Genomic DNA, 13,784 nt, shown 5'->3' on the forward strand with positions numbered 1-13,784 from the left:
AACTAATAACTAAACACTAATGAATATTATCATTGCCATTGACGGCTATTCCTCAACAGGAAAGAGTACTACTGCCAAAGCCGTAGCCAAAGCGTTGGGCTACGTCTATATTGATACAGGTGCGATGTACCGCGCCGTTACTTATTTAGCCTTAGAAAAAGGCTATGTTTCTACTTCGGGCATCGAAGTAAAACCCCTGATGAAAGCCCTGCGAAAGTCGGAAATAAAGTTTGTCTACAACCCTAAGTTGGGATTTTCTGAAATTTATTTAGACGGTAAGAATATCGAAAACGAAATACGCGGTATTGAAATAGCCAATTGGGTGAGCGAAGTCGCCAAACAACCCGAAGTGCGCACTTACTTAGTAGACTTACAACGCAAAATGGGTAAAGACAAAGGTATTGTAATGGACGGACGCGATATAGGTACAACGGTATTCCCGAATGCTGAACTTAAAATATTTATGACCGCTAGCGAACAAGTGCGCGCCCAGCGCCGTTATAAAGAGTTACAAGCCAAAGGCGATAAAGCATCGTTCGACGAAGTACTTGCCAATATCCAGCACCGTGACCATATCGATACTACCCGCAAGGAGTCACCCCTCAAAAAAGCCAATGATGCCATAGTAATTGATAATACTAATCTTACTATACAGGAACAAGTACAAAAAATCTTAGCATTTGTCAATTGTTAATTGTCAATCGCTTTGTATTTTTTCTTACTATACAGGAACAAGTGCAAAAAATCTTAGTATTTGTCAATTGTTAATTGTCAATCGCTTTGTATTTTTTCTTATTATAGAGGAACAAGTGCAAAAAAATCTTAGCATTTGTCAATTGTCAATTGCTTTGTATTTTTTCTTACTATAGAGGAACAAGTGCAAAAAATCTTAGCATTTGTCAATTGTCAATTGCTTTGTATTTTTTCTTACTATAGAGGAACAAGTGCAAAAAATCTTAGCATTTGTCAATTGTCAATTGCTTTGTATTTTTTCTTACTATAGAGGAACAAGTGCAAAAAATCTTAGTATTTGTCAATTGTTAATTGTCAATTGTCAATTGTTTTGTATCTTTGCCCCCGAAATAAAGAAAAGAACTATGTGCGAAAATCAACATACGTGTGGCTGTAGCAATGCCGAAACCCGTCATAATTGGACGAAAGAAGAAATAATGGCTATTTATAATAAACCCCTAATGGAGTTGCTCTACGAAGCCGCTACCGTGCACCGTAAATATCACGACCCTAACTCGGTACAAGTCTCTACACTACTCTCTATTAAAACCGGAGGTTGCTCCGAAGACTGTGCTTACTGTCCGCAATCGGCGCGTTACGAAACCGAAGTAAAGATAGAAAACGCCGATATGATGAGTGTTACTCACGTAAAAGCCCAAGCCCTTCGTGCTAAATCAGCAGGAGCTTCACGTGTGTGTATGGGGGCAGCGTGGCGTAACGTAAAAGATGGTCCCGAATTTGAACAGGTGCTCGAAATGGTGCGTACTATCAATAAGCTGGATATGGAAGTGTGCTGTACACTCGGTATGCTTACCGAAAATCAAGCCAAACGTTTGGCGGAAGCAGGCTTGTATGCTTACAATCACAACCTCGATACGTCAGAAGAATACTACAAAGAAATCATTTCTACCCGTAGTTATGACGACCGCCTCAAAACGATTGACAACGTGCGCAAAACTAATATCACTGTGTGCAGTGGAGGGATTATTGGTATGGGTGAATCACTCGAAGACCGCGCCGGAATGCTCGTAGCGCTTTCTACGCTCAATCCACAACCCGAGTCGGTGCCTATCAATGCCTTAGTGCCCGTAGAAGGAACACCTTTGGAAGACTGTGAGCCCGTAGATATCTTCGAGATGGTACGTATGGTAGCTACCGCGCGTATTGTGATGCCACAATCGCAAGTGCGCCTTTCTGCAGGTCGTACCCAAATGAGCCAAGAAGGACAAGCTCTCTGTTTCTTTGCGGGAGCCAACTCTATCTTCGCAGGCGATAAGCTCCTCACCACTCCTAACCCCGATATCAATGAGGATATGCAAATGCTCGGCGTACTCGGTATGCGTATTCAGAAACCTTTTGAAACGCATCCACAACCACACACCGTAGAAGCAGAAGATTCTCAATATCATTCCTTAGGCGAAAACCCTAAATGGACGCGCCCTAACCATAAAATAGAGCGCAACGAAGGAAAGAGGAAGATGGTTAAAATAGCACATTAGTAAATCTGCTAATTTTCTAATTATCTAATTTCCTAATTTTCTAATTCTATGTCCCCCGAAATTCTCAAAGAAATCATCACAACCCCAATGCCCTATGGCAAGTACAAGGGTACTATGATTGCTGATTTGCCTTCCTATTACCTCGAGTGGTTTAGCACCCAAGGATTTCCCAAAGGAAAATTAGGAATGCTATTGGCTACTACTTTCGAGATAAAAACTAATGGTCTACAAGAGATAATAGATAAACTAAAAGAATATGTTAGTCAAGAAAGTTAACGGAAAGCAACCTACCTTCGGGGAAGGTTGCTTTTTTGCTGAAAATGCTACCCTTACCGGTGGTGATGTGCACTTAGGCAACCGCTGTACGGTGTGGTATAATGCGGTTATTCGTGGCGATGTAAACACTATTTGCATAGGTGATGACACCAATATCCAAGATGGTGTAGTGATTCACGCTACCTATCAAACACACCCCACAACCATTGGCAATCGCGTGTCCATAGGGCATAACGCTATTGTACACGGCTGTACTATCGAAGATGATGTGCTTATAGGTATGGGAAGTATTGTAATGGACGGATGTGTGGTAGAAAGCCATAGCATTGTAGCTGCGGGATCTGTAGTACCTCCTAATACCCATATAGAAAAAGGGAGCCTCTATGCTGGCGTTCCTGCTAAAAAACTCAAAAATATTACCGATGAACAGAAAACTCTCATCGAGCGAACTGCCCTAAACTATCCTAAATATGCAAGTTGGATAGAAAAATAGACAATATGTTACATATTGATTATCAGTATTAAATATATGTTATTTAAAATTATTCTACTATTTATTTGGATGTATTCAAAATAATATATACCTTTGCCCCACTATTAGTAAAGGAATATAATAGTAGTAAAGTCTTTATATTTCGTTTGCGATTCCTTGTGAAGTCTGTATTCTTTTTTAGTGTTTTTAATAGTTGTTACCTTTTCTTCACAAGTGAATTAGTTAGTTTTACATATAAAAGTCCAGTGTGCTACACACTGGACTTTTTTGATTTTATAGTATTATTTTTGTGTATTAGCATAAAAGTAGTATCTTTGCCATTATTTTTAAACTAAGAAAACCGATGAAAAAAATTATTGTAGCTGTAATGCTTATGTTTTTCTCAGCAAAAACATTTGCCCAAAGTGATTTTCCTCAACATCAAGTAAACTTGAATATCTTGAATGCTATATGGTTAGCTTCTGTAGAGTTAGGCTATGAACATTACATAGCTCCTAATCAGTCTATCGAAGGAACTATTTTCTTTAACGACCGCTTTTCTGTATTCCCTAAAAAGAGTGGAGAAAAGTACAGAGCTACTAGTATTCAAATAGGATATAACTATTATTTTGAAGAAGACGGAGGCACAGGGCTTTATGTAAATCCTTTTATCAAACAACGCTTTGGAACATTCTCTGAAGATGGAGTAAAAACGCGTTTGGATAGTTTTATCTTAGGTGTGGGGGCAGGTTACCAATGGAATCTCGACGATACCTTTATTATCGCTCCTTTTGCAAATATTGCACGAAACTTTGGTAAACAAGTTAATGAAAATAAGAAGTTCTGGGCTATCGAACCTAACTTTGGTATTAAGATAGGATATAAATTCTAAATCTATTATCTATTAAAAAGGCTACCCAAAAGGTAGCCTTTTCTATTTTATATCCTCATCACTTTTCTTATACAGAAACTCCATATTCTCTTAGAGCATCGTTTAGTGAAGTTTTCTTATCGGTTGAGGCTTTACGCTGCCCGATGATAAGCGCACAAGGCACTTGGTAATCACCTGCTGGGAAGTGCTTGGTGTAACTACCAGGAATTACTACTGAGCGTTCGGGAACATAGCCTTTTAGTTCTTTAGATTCACTGCCCGTTACATCAATGATTTTAGTAGAGGCTGTAAGCACTACATTAGCACCAAGTACCGCTTCTTTGCCTAAGCGTACTCCTTCTACCAAGATACAACGCGACCCGATGAAAGCCCCGTCTTCTACTATCACGGGAGCTGCTTGCAAGGGTTCTAATACCCCCCTACACCTACGCCACCACTCAGGTGCACGTGCTTGCCTATCTGGGCACAACTACCCACAGTAGCCCACGTATCTACCATTGTACCTTCATCTACATACGCCCCTATATTCACATAGCTGGGCATTAGTATGGCTCCTTTGGCGATAAAAGCACCACGACGTGCTACAGCAGGTGGTACTACGCGCACTCCTTTCTCGTCGTAGTTGTGTTTGAGCGGAATCTTATCGTGGAACTCAAAGATACCCACCTCTACGGGTTTCATATTTTGGATAGGGAAGTAAAGCACAACAGCTTTTTTCACCCATTCGTTTACTTTCCAGCCATCGGCAGTAGGCTCTGCCACTCGTAATTTACCTAAATCCAAGAGGTGAATTACCTCACGGATAGTCTGTTGTACGATTTCCTCACGAAGCAGAGAGCGATTCTCCCACGCCTCATCTATCATTTGTTTTAAGTGTTCCATTTTATCTAGTTATCAATTGTTAATTGCTTTTATCGCTTTTTCAAGTGTTTCAATTTTTGCCAACGCATCAGCTTCTTTTTTGCGCTCGTTTTCTACTACTTGGGCAGGCGCTGAATTTACGAACTTCTCATTAGAAAGTTTCTTGCGTACCGATGCCAAAAAGCCTTGTGTATAGGTGAGTTCCTCTTGTAGTTTTTTGAGTTCCTCTTCTACATTCACCGCGCCTTCCATTGGAATAAAGTATTCATTAGCTTTTACGCGGAAAGACATTGCGCCTTCTATGGCTTTACTTACTTCGGTAATAGCCTCAAGTCCGCCCATTTTGGTAATCACAACATCAAAACGATTGCTCACTTGCTCTTTGTTTAATACCGAAAGGTTAAGTGGTGTTTTGAAAGGTATATTCTTCTCTTTGCGCACCGTGCGGATACCTGCTATCACTTCGGCAGCAAAATCAAATTCTGCTAATAGTTTTTCGTCGTACGGCTGTACAGTGGGGTAGGTAGCCACGATAAGGGCTTGTTCAGGGGTACGAGGCGCTAAACTTTGCCATATTTCCTCGGTAAGGAATGGCATAAAGGGGTGAAGGAGTTTTAGTAAATTCTCAAAAGCGGCTATCACACCCTCGTAAGTTGCTTTGTCCATTGGTTTGCCGTATTCGGGTTTTACCATTTCCAAAAGCCACGCACAGAAGTCGTCCCAGACGAGTTTATAAATTGCCATTAGGGCATCGGAGATGCGATATTTCTCAAAATGGTCTTCTACTTCGGTGAGTACTGCGTTAAACTTAGCTTCAAACCATTGCAAAGCGAGCTGAGCTGCTGCAGGTTGTGCTACCGAGCTATCTACTTGCCAACCTTTTACCAATTGGAAGGCATTCCACAATTTGTTGCCAAATCCTTTTCCTTGCTGACAAAGGGCTTCGTCAAACAGCAAGTCATTACCTGCTGCCGATGAGAGCAAGAGCCCTACGCGCACGCCATCAGCCCCATAATCGGCAATGAGTTTGAGCGCATCGGGTGAGTTGCCTAAGGATTTAGACATCTTGCGGCGTTGCTTGTCGCGCACCAATCCGGTAAGATACACATTGCTAAACGGACGCTCGCCTTTGTACTCAAAGCCTGCTACTATCATTCGGGTTACCCAAAAGAAAAGGATATCAGGTCCTGTTACCAAATCGTTGGTTGGGTAATAATACTCGATTTCAGGATTATTAGGCTCTAAAATACCGTTAAAAACACTCATTGGCCATAACCAAGATGAGAACCAAGTATCGAGAGCATCTTCATCTTGTCGCAAATCGGCTTCAGTAAGATGTGCATTGCCGCTTTTTTCTTTAGCCAACACAAGGGCTTCTGCCTTAGTTTCGGCTACTACAAATTGGTCTTTACCTTCGCCGTAGTAGTAAGCAGGAATCTGTTGTCCCCACCACAATTGGCGTGAGATATTCCAATCGCGTACGTTTTCTACCCAATGGCGATAGGTATTTTCGAACTTTTTGGGATATAGCTTGATGCTTTCATCTTCCAATACCGCCTTGATAGCGGGTTGGATAAGGGTATCCATTTTTAGGAACCACTGGTCAGAAAGGCGGGGTTCTATCACGGCTTTGGTACGCTCAGATGTCCCCACTTTGTTAGTATAAGTCTCTTTTTTAGCGAGTAAGTCTTTTGCTTCTAATTCGGCTACTATCTCCTTGCGCACTACAAAGCGGTCTTTGCCAGCATAGTGCAAACCGTAGTGATTAAGGGTTGCATCATCATTGAAAATATCAATGACTTCTAACTGATGTTTGTCGCCCAAAACCTTGTCGTTAGGGTCGTGGGCAGGGGTTACTTTCAGGCAACCTGTACCAAATTCTACATCTACGTACTCGTCTTCGATAATCGGAATCACGCGGTTGCAGATAGGCACAATAGCCTTTTTGCCCTTGAGGTGTTGCCAACGCTCATCGTTAGGGTTGATGCAGATGGCAGTATCGCCAAAAATCGTTTCAGGGCGCGTCGTAGCAATGATAAGGTACTCATTCGTCCCTTCAATTTGATATTTCAAATAATATAAAAATCCTTGACGTTCTTCATAAATCACTTCTTCGTCAGAAAGAGTGGTTTTAGCCTCTGGATCCCAGTTCACCATACGGTGACCGCGGTATATCTGTCCTTTGTTGTACAAATCCACAAACACTTTGATAACCGAAGCCGAAAGCTTCTCGTCCATAGTGAATTTAGTGCGCTCCCAGTCGCAAGAGCAACCCAATTTTTTGAGTTGTTCGAGGATTACCCCACCGTATTGGTGTGTCCATTCCCACGCGTGTACGAGGAACTCCTCACGAGTAAGGTCAGATTTTTGAATGCCTTGTTCTTTGAGTTTTGCCACCACTTTGGCTTCTGTTGCAATCGAAGCGTGGTCGGTACCTGGTACCCAGCAAGCATTGAAGCCTTTGAGGCGTGCACGACGGATAAGTACATCTTGAATGGTGTTGTTGAGCATATGCCCCATATGGAGCACCCCTGTAACGTTAGGGGGCGGAATCACGATAGTATAGGGCGTACGCTCATCGGGGGTTGAGTGAAAATAGTTGTGGGCAAGCCAATAGGCATACCATTTTTCTTCTAATTCTGTAGGATTGTATTTTTGGGGTTCTGTCATATGTGCTAATTTGCTAATTTCTATTCTGACTGCAAAAGTAGTAAAAAAATACCAATTACCAATTTTAAAACTACTTTTGCTCTGTCTTACTTTCTTTTTACCATTGTTTTACTTTGGGTTATTTAACTATTTTTAACAATTCACTTTTAGCTTTTAACCATTAATAATCAACTCTTTATATACCCTTTCTATACCAATCATCCAACATTCGTATAAGCTTCCTATAAGCTTTCTATAAGCTAAGTATACTCTTTTACTACCTTCGATTATCTCCGATATTCTCCGAATCCATACGAATTTTTACTAGATACTCAGAAAACTGCAATCTTCGCATTTCTGGTATTATTGGCATTATTGGCATTTTGGGTATTAAAAAATAATCTCTATTTTTGCACCTTAATCAGCAGTTCCACGAGTCGGCAAAATGAAAAAACTCTTACTTCTTACTTTTTACCTCCTGCTCACCTCTTGCGGTATTTTCTACAAGAAAATCACTCCGCCTGAGGTAACCTATCCGTACCAGAAACCTCAAATTACTGCACTAAATGATACGTTGCGGTATTTTCAGGATAACTATATTGCAAAGAATCAACAAGGCTTGTGGGAGCTCTACCTTTCAGGAAATCCGTATCAGTTAGGGCTCAATTCGGGTGCACTTACTGAGCCTTTGTATCACCGTCAGGACAGTCTGCTCTTTGTCAAACTCAATCAGTTTGTGCCTTCACAGCGCAAACAGCGTTTTTTGCGCAAGTTCGTCAAGTGGTTCAATCGAGATATTAATAATTGTGTGATACCCCCTTTCCGGCAAGAACTCTGGGGACAAGCGCAGTACTCCGACACGATTTTCAACTACATAGCCCCTGCTTATCAGCGTACCCTTTACCTGCATTCGGCTCACGATTTAGGACACGCTTTGCAAGATTTGATGCTCGTAGGCTGTTCTTCATTAGCGGTTTGGGGCGATAAAACCGAAGATGGTCAGCTCCTCATAGGGCGCAATTTCGATTTTTATCTCTCCGATGACTTTGCTACTGAAAAGGTAGTGCGATTTGTGCGTCCTGAGGAAGGCATTCCTTTTATGAGTTACGCTTGGGGCGGAATGATAGGTGTGCTCTCGGGTATGAATCTCGAAGGTCTTACGGTTACTATCAATGCAGGAAAGTCATCTATTCCGCTGAAAGCTCGCACCCCTATTTCGCTCCTCTGCCGTGAAATCTTGCAGTACGCCAAAAATATCGATGAGGCGATTGCCATTGCTAAAAAGCGAAAGGTATTCGTGTCCGAAGCTATAATGGTGGGGAGTGCTACCGACGGCAAAGCAGTAATCATCGAGGTTTCACCCAAAAAGTTTGGGGTGTACGAAGCTCCTAATGCAGTGCTTTGCGCCAATCATTTCCAAAGTGAAGTGTACAAGAAAGATAAGAAGAATCTCAAACAGATACGCACTTCGCATTCAGCGTATAGATATGCCAAAATGCAGGAGTTCCTAACAGAAGAACCTAAGCTGAACCCTTCTAAAATAGCTACACTCCTCCGCAGTACCGAAGGCTTACACGCCGATTCCATAGGCTATGGCAATGAGAAAGCACTCAACCAGCTATTGGCACATCACGCAGTAATTTTTAAACCTCAAGAACGTTTGGTATGGGTATCGACAGCTCCTTATCAGTTGGGCACTTTTGTAGCCTATGATTTGAAGCAGATATTTGCTACCAAAGCTTATCCGTCGCACAGCCCTTATCCTCAAACTTCCTTAAATATTCCGCCCGACCCTTTTATGTACACCCAAGCGTTTAAGGATTACGAAGCGTATAGGGTATTAGAACAACAGATAGAAACACATTTGCGCGAACATACCCCTATTGTAATAGACGAAGTAAAGCACATAACAAGTCTCAACCCGCATTATTGGAAAGCCTATTATTTATTAGGGCGAGCTTATCAAACACAAGGTAACAAAGAAACCGCACACCAGCTCTTCCAAAAAGCCCTCCAATGCGAAATACCGTATAGTGAAGAACGAGAAAAGATTCAAAAGTTAGTCAATAAAAATTAGTAACACGTATTAAACTTGCTTTTGCAGAAATCTAAAAAGAATTGTCTTACTAATTAGCATCAGTTTGATATATATAACAGTGATTTACGGTTGTGATTACGTTATAATCAGTGAAATTTAAGCAACTCGTTGCTAAAATCCGTGCACTTTTGTTCTATAATATTGAACTCAATCGGGGTCTAAATCCGCGCAATCCGTGTAATCTGTGCGAGATTTTAAAGTAGCGAAGTAACCTATTTGTTTGATTCTTTTTTAATATTTGTAATATTTGTGTAGCGTAAGCTACACTTTTAATTAGCATCAGTCTGATATATATAACACTGATTTACGGTTGTATTTACGTTATAATCAGTGAAATTTAAGCAACTCGTTGCTAAAATCCGTGCACTTTTGTTCTATAATATTGAAATCAATCGGGGTCTAAATCCGTGCAATCCGTGTAATCTGTGCGAGATTTTAAAGTAGCGAAGCAACTTATTTGTTTGATTTTTTAAAGATTTGAGAGATTTCTGTAGCGTAAGCTACACTTTTCTTACATCGAACTCACATCAATTAACCACTAATCAGTCGCTTTCTCCATTGCTTCATCAAACAAAGGTTTATAGAATTCAGGCAGTTCTTTTTGGAATTTATTTTGGTAAACCCTTTGTAGTACCTCATAAGGTTGCAGGTCGTTTAAAGTAATTTCCTTTTGCAAAGTTTCCTTTGTAGTGTTTTGTTGCTGTTGGTAGCGCACATCTATACGCGCCAAGCGTACGTGTTTATGAGCGATAGCTTTCAGTATGCTGTTTTTGAGTTCAGGAGCAGGTTCGTTTAGTAATACTTTTACTTCTAAATAAGGGGCAGGAGTATGAGTAGTTCCCTTAGGTAAAGAAACCAAAGCATTCAGCACTTCTTTAACCGGTAGTGGTCGTTCAGGCACGCTTAACATAGGAGTATGCAACGGAATAGGCACCGTTTTAATATCCTGTACACGTCCTTCTTCTAATGAAAAAGCCACCACTTGATGCTGATAATCCTTTTCTGAAAATGATAAGGGTATAGGACTTCCCGAGTATCGTATATGAGCTTTACCACCTAAGGCTTGAGCTTTGTGAATATGTCCCAAAGCAATGTATTGTAACACGTTAGGAAAGCTCGTAGGTTTGAAGCCTTCCATTCCCCCAATAATAGGACGTTCAGCGGTGTCCTCATCGCTGAGTTCTGCTCCCAAAGCGTGCAGATGTCCCATAGCAATCAGCGGTTTTCCTTTGGCAATGGCTAAAGCCTTTTCCGTAATTTCGCGGTAGAAAGCCTCCACCCCTTGAGTATAATCGGGGTTAGTATCTTCATTTTTAGGAGTATCCCCTAAGCGGAGAAAAGGCACAGCAAGGCAGTAAGCCATTACTTCCTCTTTTTCGTAAAGCGGAATAATAAGACGTTTGTAATCTATCTCTCTCTGTTCATTTCTTTTCACATATCCTACCAAATGCACTTGTGTATCTTCCAAGAGAGGTAGGGGCATTTCGAGGCGTACAGGCGAATCGTGATTACCCGCAATAGCTATAATTTGCAGTTGGGGGAAACGCTCAGTTGCTTGATGAAGAAAATGATAAAACTGCTTTACCGATGCCACTGCAGGGTTAGCAGTATCAAACACATCACCACTGATAAGTAAAACATCAGTATGTTGTTCTTCAATAATTTGCAAAAGATTATCCAAGAAATATTGATGTTCGTTATAGCGGTCGTATTGGTAAAACGTTTGTCCTAAGTGCCAATCGGCAGTATGTAGCAAGTTCATTTTTCAGTTATTTATTTTCTCAAATGGCAAAAATAATGTATATTTGCCATATTTTTGTATACTAATGGAAAATAATTATAAAATGGTAGCCAAAACTTTCTTTGGCTTTGAAGATATTTTAGCTGATGAATTGCGCAATTTAGGGGCTATCCACGTAACCAAAGGCGTTCGCAGTGTACAGTTCGAAGGCGATAAAGGCTTTATGTATAAGGCAAACCTCTGCTTGCGTACCGCTTTAAAAATACTGAAACCTATTGCTTCTTTTTATGTGCGTAGTGAGAAAGAATATTACCAAAAACTCTATAACTTTAATTGGCAAACCTACCTAAGAGTAGACCAGACCTTCGCTGTTACAGCCACCTTACAAACCGAACTTTTTAATCACTCTCAATACGTGGCTTTAAAAGCCAAAGATGCCATTGCTGATGCTTTTCGCAATGCCACAGGTCGTCGTCCCAATGTAGATGTATTACACCCCGATTTGGAGATACATATTCATATTCAGCGCAATGAAGTAATTGTGTCACTCGATAGTTCGGGCAATTCACTGCATCAGCGCGGGTATCGTACAGCTACCAATATAGCTCCTATCAACGAGGTGCTCGCTGCTGGTATCCTACTACTCAGCGGTTGGCAAGGGCAGTGTGATTTCTTAGACCCTATGTGTGGTAGTGGTACTTTTTTGATAGAAGCAGCTATGATAGCTTGTAATATTCCAGCCAATGTACACCGAAAAGAGTTCGCTTTTGAACGTTGGAACGATTTTGATGAAGACCTCTTTAATCTTATCTTTGGCAGTTGTATTAAAAAAATACGAGAGTTTCACCACCAAATTGTAGGATATGATAAAGCACCGTCAGCAGTAGCTAAAGCCAAAGATAACTTAAAAAATGCTGACCTATCTGAGTACATTCAAGTATTCCAAAAAGACTTTTTTGCTACTGAAAAAGAAGATAAACAGCAACCATTACATATGGTGTTCAACCCTCCTTACAATGAGCGCCTACAAACCGATGTAGAACAGCTTTACTCATCGATAGGCAACACTCTTAAACATCATTATCCCAATACCGATGCGTGGTTTATCACTTCTAATTTAGAAGGTATAAAATATGTAGGATTGCGTCCTTCACGAAAAATAAAACTCTTTAATGGTAAATTAGAAAGCCGATTGTTACAATATAAGATGTACGAAGGAAGTAAGAAAGCTAAAAAACAAGCCGAAGAATAAAGTTCTATTTTACAAAGGGCATTACCATTAAATAGAAATTGAGATATTGCCCCAATAATATAAGGACAGCTGTTCCTAAAAGGAGCAGCTTTTTTTGTTTGGCTCGTGAAGATAACAAGATGAGAAAAGGTAGTGCAAAACTGAGAATAAGCATTGCTACAATAGCCTCTCCGTAGTCTTTGCTGAGAAGAGTTTGGTAATAAACAGTTTCTTCAGGAATATTTGCGTACCATATCAGCATATATTGTGAGAACCACAAATACGCCCAGAAAATAGAGAATCCAAAGAGGTATTTGCCTAAATCAGAATAGTGCTCTGGCTTGCTAAATAAGGTAATGAGGGCAATACCTGAGAGCAGAAAACTGCTGAGCAATTGCCACGCAAAGAGGGTGCTGTGCCATTCGGGAGTAAGACTTAAAAGCCAATCCCACGCCATTGGAGTTTCGGTAAGAAAGAAAATAACTAAAAATAGTACGTGAGGTGTTAAAGTCTTAAACTTTTTTAAAGTATAGCGATACCCCACCCATACTGCCATATAGCCCACAGCACGCAACAAAAAATAAGGTTCGCGATGCACTATATACAGCACCCCTAACAAAACTAATAACACTAACCATAAAGGTGTTGTGATACGCTTCATTATAGGGTATAAATCGGTTACCCATTCCGCGTGAGTTACTTTGTTAATAGCATAGAACACCAGCACCCCTACCAACGTAAGCGCTACAAACAACAGAATTGAATATGTTAAAAACAATATGCTCATACTTCTTACCTCTTATCTCTTAGCTGTTCAACGTACATTGCTACTTGCCAGCGTTCTTTCTCACTCAGCTGATTAGCAAAAGCGGGCATTGTATTGTGTCCGTAGTAGAGTACGTGGTAAATGCTACCTTCGGTGAGCTCTCTGCTCTTGTAGTTGGGAACGCCTAAAATCTTCTCCCTTTGCACTAAAATGCCTTTGCCGTCGCCTTTCTCCCCGTGACAGAGCGCGCAATAGATGCCGTAAAGTGCTTTACCATTGGTGAGGTTTTGAGTTTGTTGTAGGGTATCAGTTGCTAAGGGGTTGTGCAATTGTGCTTTGGCTTGCTCATAACCCTCAATGGTATTAGGGTAGCGGTAGGGCAACTCACCTCTTTTTACAGTGTGCTCAGGAGGGGAGAGCGGTGCGACTTCATAAGTTTTATAAGCAGGACTCTCGTACATATCGGGCATAAACTCAATGTTGCGCTCTTGTTTGTTCCTACAACCAACTACCAATAATATTATTAGCAATAAATACTTTATATAATTATTAAAATGTTTCATTTCT

General features: G+C 40.8%; 11 protein-coding genes and 1 pseudogene. 7 read left to right on the plus strand and 5 right to left on the minus strand.

Annotated features, from left to right (window positions below; translation table 11 throughout):
* Positions 1 to 19 precede the first annotated feature (19 nt).
* The 5 genes from cmk to HW279_RS06565 all read left to right on the plus strand — a co-directional run bounded on the left by cmk (position 20) and on the right by HW279_RS06565 (position 3,871).
* Positions 20 to 694, plus strand: a complete 675-nt coding sequence (cmk, locus tag HW279_RS06545; protein ID WP_178958394.1) for a (d)CMP kinase — start codon at positions 20 to 22, stop codon at positions 692 to 694.
* 403 nt (positions 695 to 1,097) lie between these two features.
* Positions 1,098 to 2,231, plus strand: a complete 1,134-nt coding sequence (gene bioB, locus HW279_RS06550; RefSeq protein ID WP_178958395.1) for a biotin synthase BioB — start codon at positions 1,098 to 1,100, stop codon at positions 2,229 to 2,231.
* A 48-nt stretch (positions 2,232 to 2,279) separates the two neighbouring features.
* Entirely contained in the window at positions 2,280 to 2,507 is a 228-nt protein-coding gene (locus tag HW279_RS06555; RefSeq protein ID WP_009414122.1) for a DUF3820 family protein, read from the plus strand.
* A complete protein-coding gene (locus HW279_RS06560) occupies positions 2,488 to 3,000 on the plus strand; it encodes a gamma carbonic anhydrase family protein (RefSeq protein ID WP_178958396.1) in 513 nt (170 codons plus the stop codon). The genes HW279_RS06555 and HW279_RS06560 overlap by 20 nt, the downstream gene beginning before the upstream one ends.
* Before the next feature lie 343 nt (positions 3,001 to 3,343).
* Entirely contained in the window at positions 3,344 to 3,871 is a 528-nt protein-coding gene (locus HW279_RS06565; protein WP_178958397.1) for a DUF3575 domain-containing protein, read from the plus strand.
* A gap of 67 nt (positions 3,872 to 3,938) precedes the next feature.
* Here the strand turns inward: HW279_RS06565 and HW279_RS06570 are convergent.
* Both HW279_RS06570 and HW279_RS06575 read right to left on the minus strand, forming a co-directional pair.
* Positions 3,939 to 4,753, minus strand: a pseudogene (locus HW279_RS06570) (2,3,4,5-tetrahydropyridine-2,6-dicarboxylate N-succinyltransferase).
* 12 nt (positions 4,754 to 4,765) lie between these two features.
* Positions 4,766 to 7,402 carry a valine--tRNA ligase gene (locus tag HW279_RS06575; RefSeq protein ID WP_178958398.1) on the minus strand — a complete coding sequence of 879 codons (2,637 nt, stop codon included), beginning with the start codon at positions 7,400 to 7,402 and terminating at the stop codon, positions 4,766 to 4,768.
* Positions 7,403 to 7,826: 424 nt separating this feature from the next.
* On the opposite strand from HW279_RS06575, the gene HW279_RS06580 reads away from it, so the two are divergent.
* Complete coding sequence (locus tag HW279_RS06580) at positions 7,827 to 9,458, plus strand: C45 family autoproteolytic acyltransferase/hydolase (RefSeq protein ID WP_178958399.1); 1,632 nt, start codon at positions 7,827 to 7,829, stop codon at positions 9,456 to 9,458.
* 559 nt (positions 9,459 to 10,017) lie between these two features.
* On the opposite strand, the gene HW279_RS06585 is transcribed toward HW279_RS06580, so the two are convergent.
* Entirely contained in the window at positions 10,018 to 11,241 is a 1,224-nt protein-coding gene (locus HW279_RS06585) for an exonuclease SbcCD subunit D (RefSeq protein ID WP_178958400.1), read from the minus strand.
* A gap of 64 nt (positions 11,242 to 11,305) precedes the next feature.
* On the opposite strand from HW279_RS06585, the gene HW279_RS06590 reads away from it, so the two are divergent.
* Positions 11,306 to 12,472, plus strand: coding sequence for a class I SAM-dependent RNA methyltransferase (locus HW279_RS06590; RefSeq protein ID WP_178958401.1), 1,167 nt, complete (start codon positions 11,306 to 11,308; stop codon positions 12,470 to 12,472).
* 4 nt (positions 12,473 to 12,476) lie between these two features.
* Here the strand turns inward: HW279_RS06590 and HW279_RS06595 are convergent, their stop codons facing one another.
* Positions 12,477 to 13,238, minus strand: coding sequence for a hypothetical protein (locus tag HW279_RS06595; protein WP_111973022.1), 762 nt, complete (start codon positions 13,236 to 13,238; stop codon positions 12,477 to 12,479).
* A gap of 5 nt (positions 13,239 to 13,243) precedes the next feature.
* Entirely contained in the window at positions 13,244 to 13,780 is a 537-nt protein-coding gene (locus tag HW279_RS06600; protein ID WP_178958402.1) for a c-type cytochrome, read from the minus strand.
* Positions 13,781 to 13,784: the final 4 nt, after the last annotated feature.

It is taken from the genome of Capnocytophaga sp. oral taxon 903 (assembly GCF_013394785.1).
Taxonomy (GTDB): domain Bacteria; phylum Bacteroidota; class Bacteroidia; order Flavobacteriales; family Flavobacteriaceae; genus Capnocytophaga; species Capnocytophaga ochracea.

Coding starts and splice junctions, on each gene's coding strand:
- HW279_RS06595 (WP_111973022.1), bottom strand. CDS start 13,238: ATGAGCATATTGTTTTTAACATATTCAATTCTGTTGTTTGTAGCGCTT.
- HW279_RS06580 (WP_178958399.1), top strand. CDS start 7,827: ATGAAAAAACTCTTACTTCTTACTTTTTACCTCCTGCTCACCTCTTGC.
- bioB (WP_178958395.1), top strand. CDS start 1,098: ATGTGCGAAAATCAACATACGTGTGGCTGTAGCAATGCCGAAACCCGT.
- HW279_RS06565 (WP_178958397.1), top strand. CDS start 3,344: ATGAAAAAAATTATTGTAGCTGTAATGCTTATGTTTTTCTCAGCAAAA.
- HW279_RS06600 (WP_178958402.1), bottom strand. CDS start 13,780: ATGAAACATTTTAATAATTATATAAAGTATTTATTGCTAATAATATTA.
- HW279_RS06575 (WP_178958398.1), bottom strand. CDS start 7,402: ATGACAGAACCCCAAAAATACAATCCTACAGAATTAGAAGAAAAATGG.
- cmk (WP_178958394.1), top strand. CDS start 20: ATGAATATTATCATTGCCATTGACGGCTATTCCTCAACAGGAAAGAGT.
- HW279_RS06585 (WP_178958400.1), bottom strand. CDS start 11,241: ATGAACTTGCTACATACTGCCGATTGGCACTTAGGACAAACGTTTTAC.
- HW279_RS06590 (WP_178958401.1), top strand. CDS start 11,306: ATGGAAAATAATTATAAAATGGTAGCCAAAACTTTCTTTGGCTTTGAA.
- HW279_RS06560 (WP_178958396.1), top strand. CDS start 2,488: ATGTTAGTCAAGAAAGTTAACGGAAAGCAACCTACCTTCGGGGAAGGT.
- HW279_RS06555 (WP_009414122.1), top strand. CDS start 2,280: ATGTCCCCCGAAATTCTCAAAGAAATCATCACAACCCCAATGCCCTAT.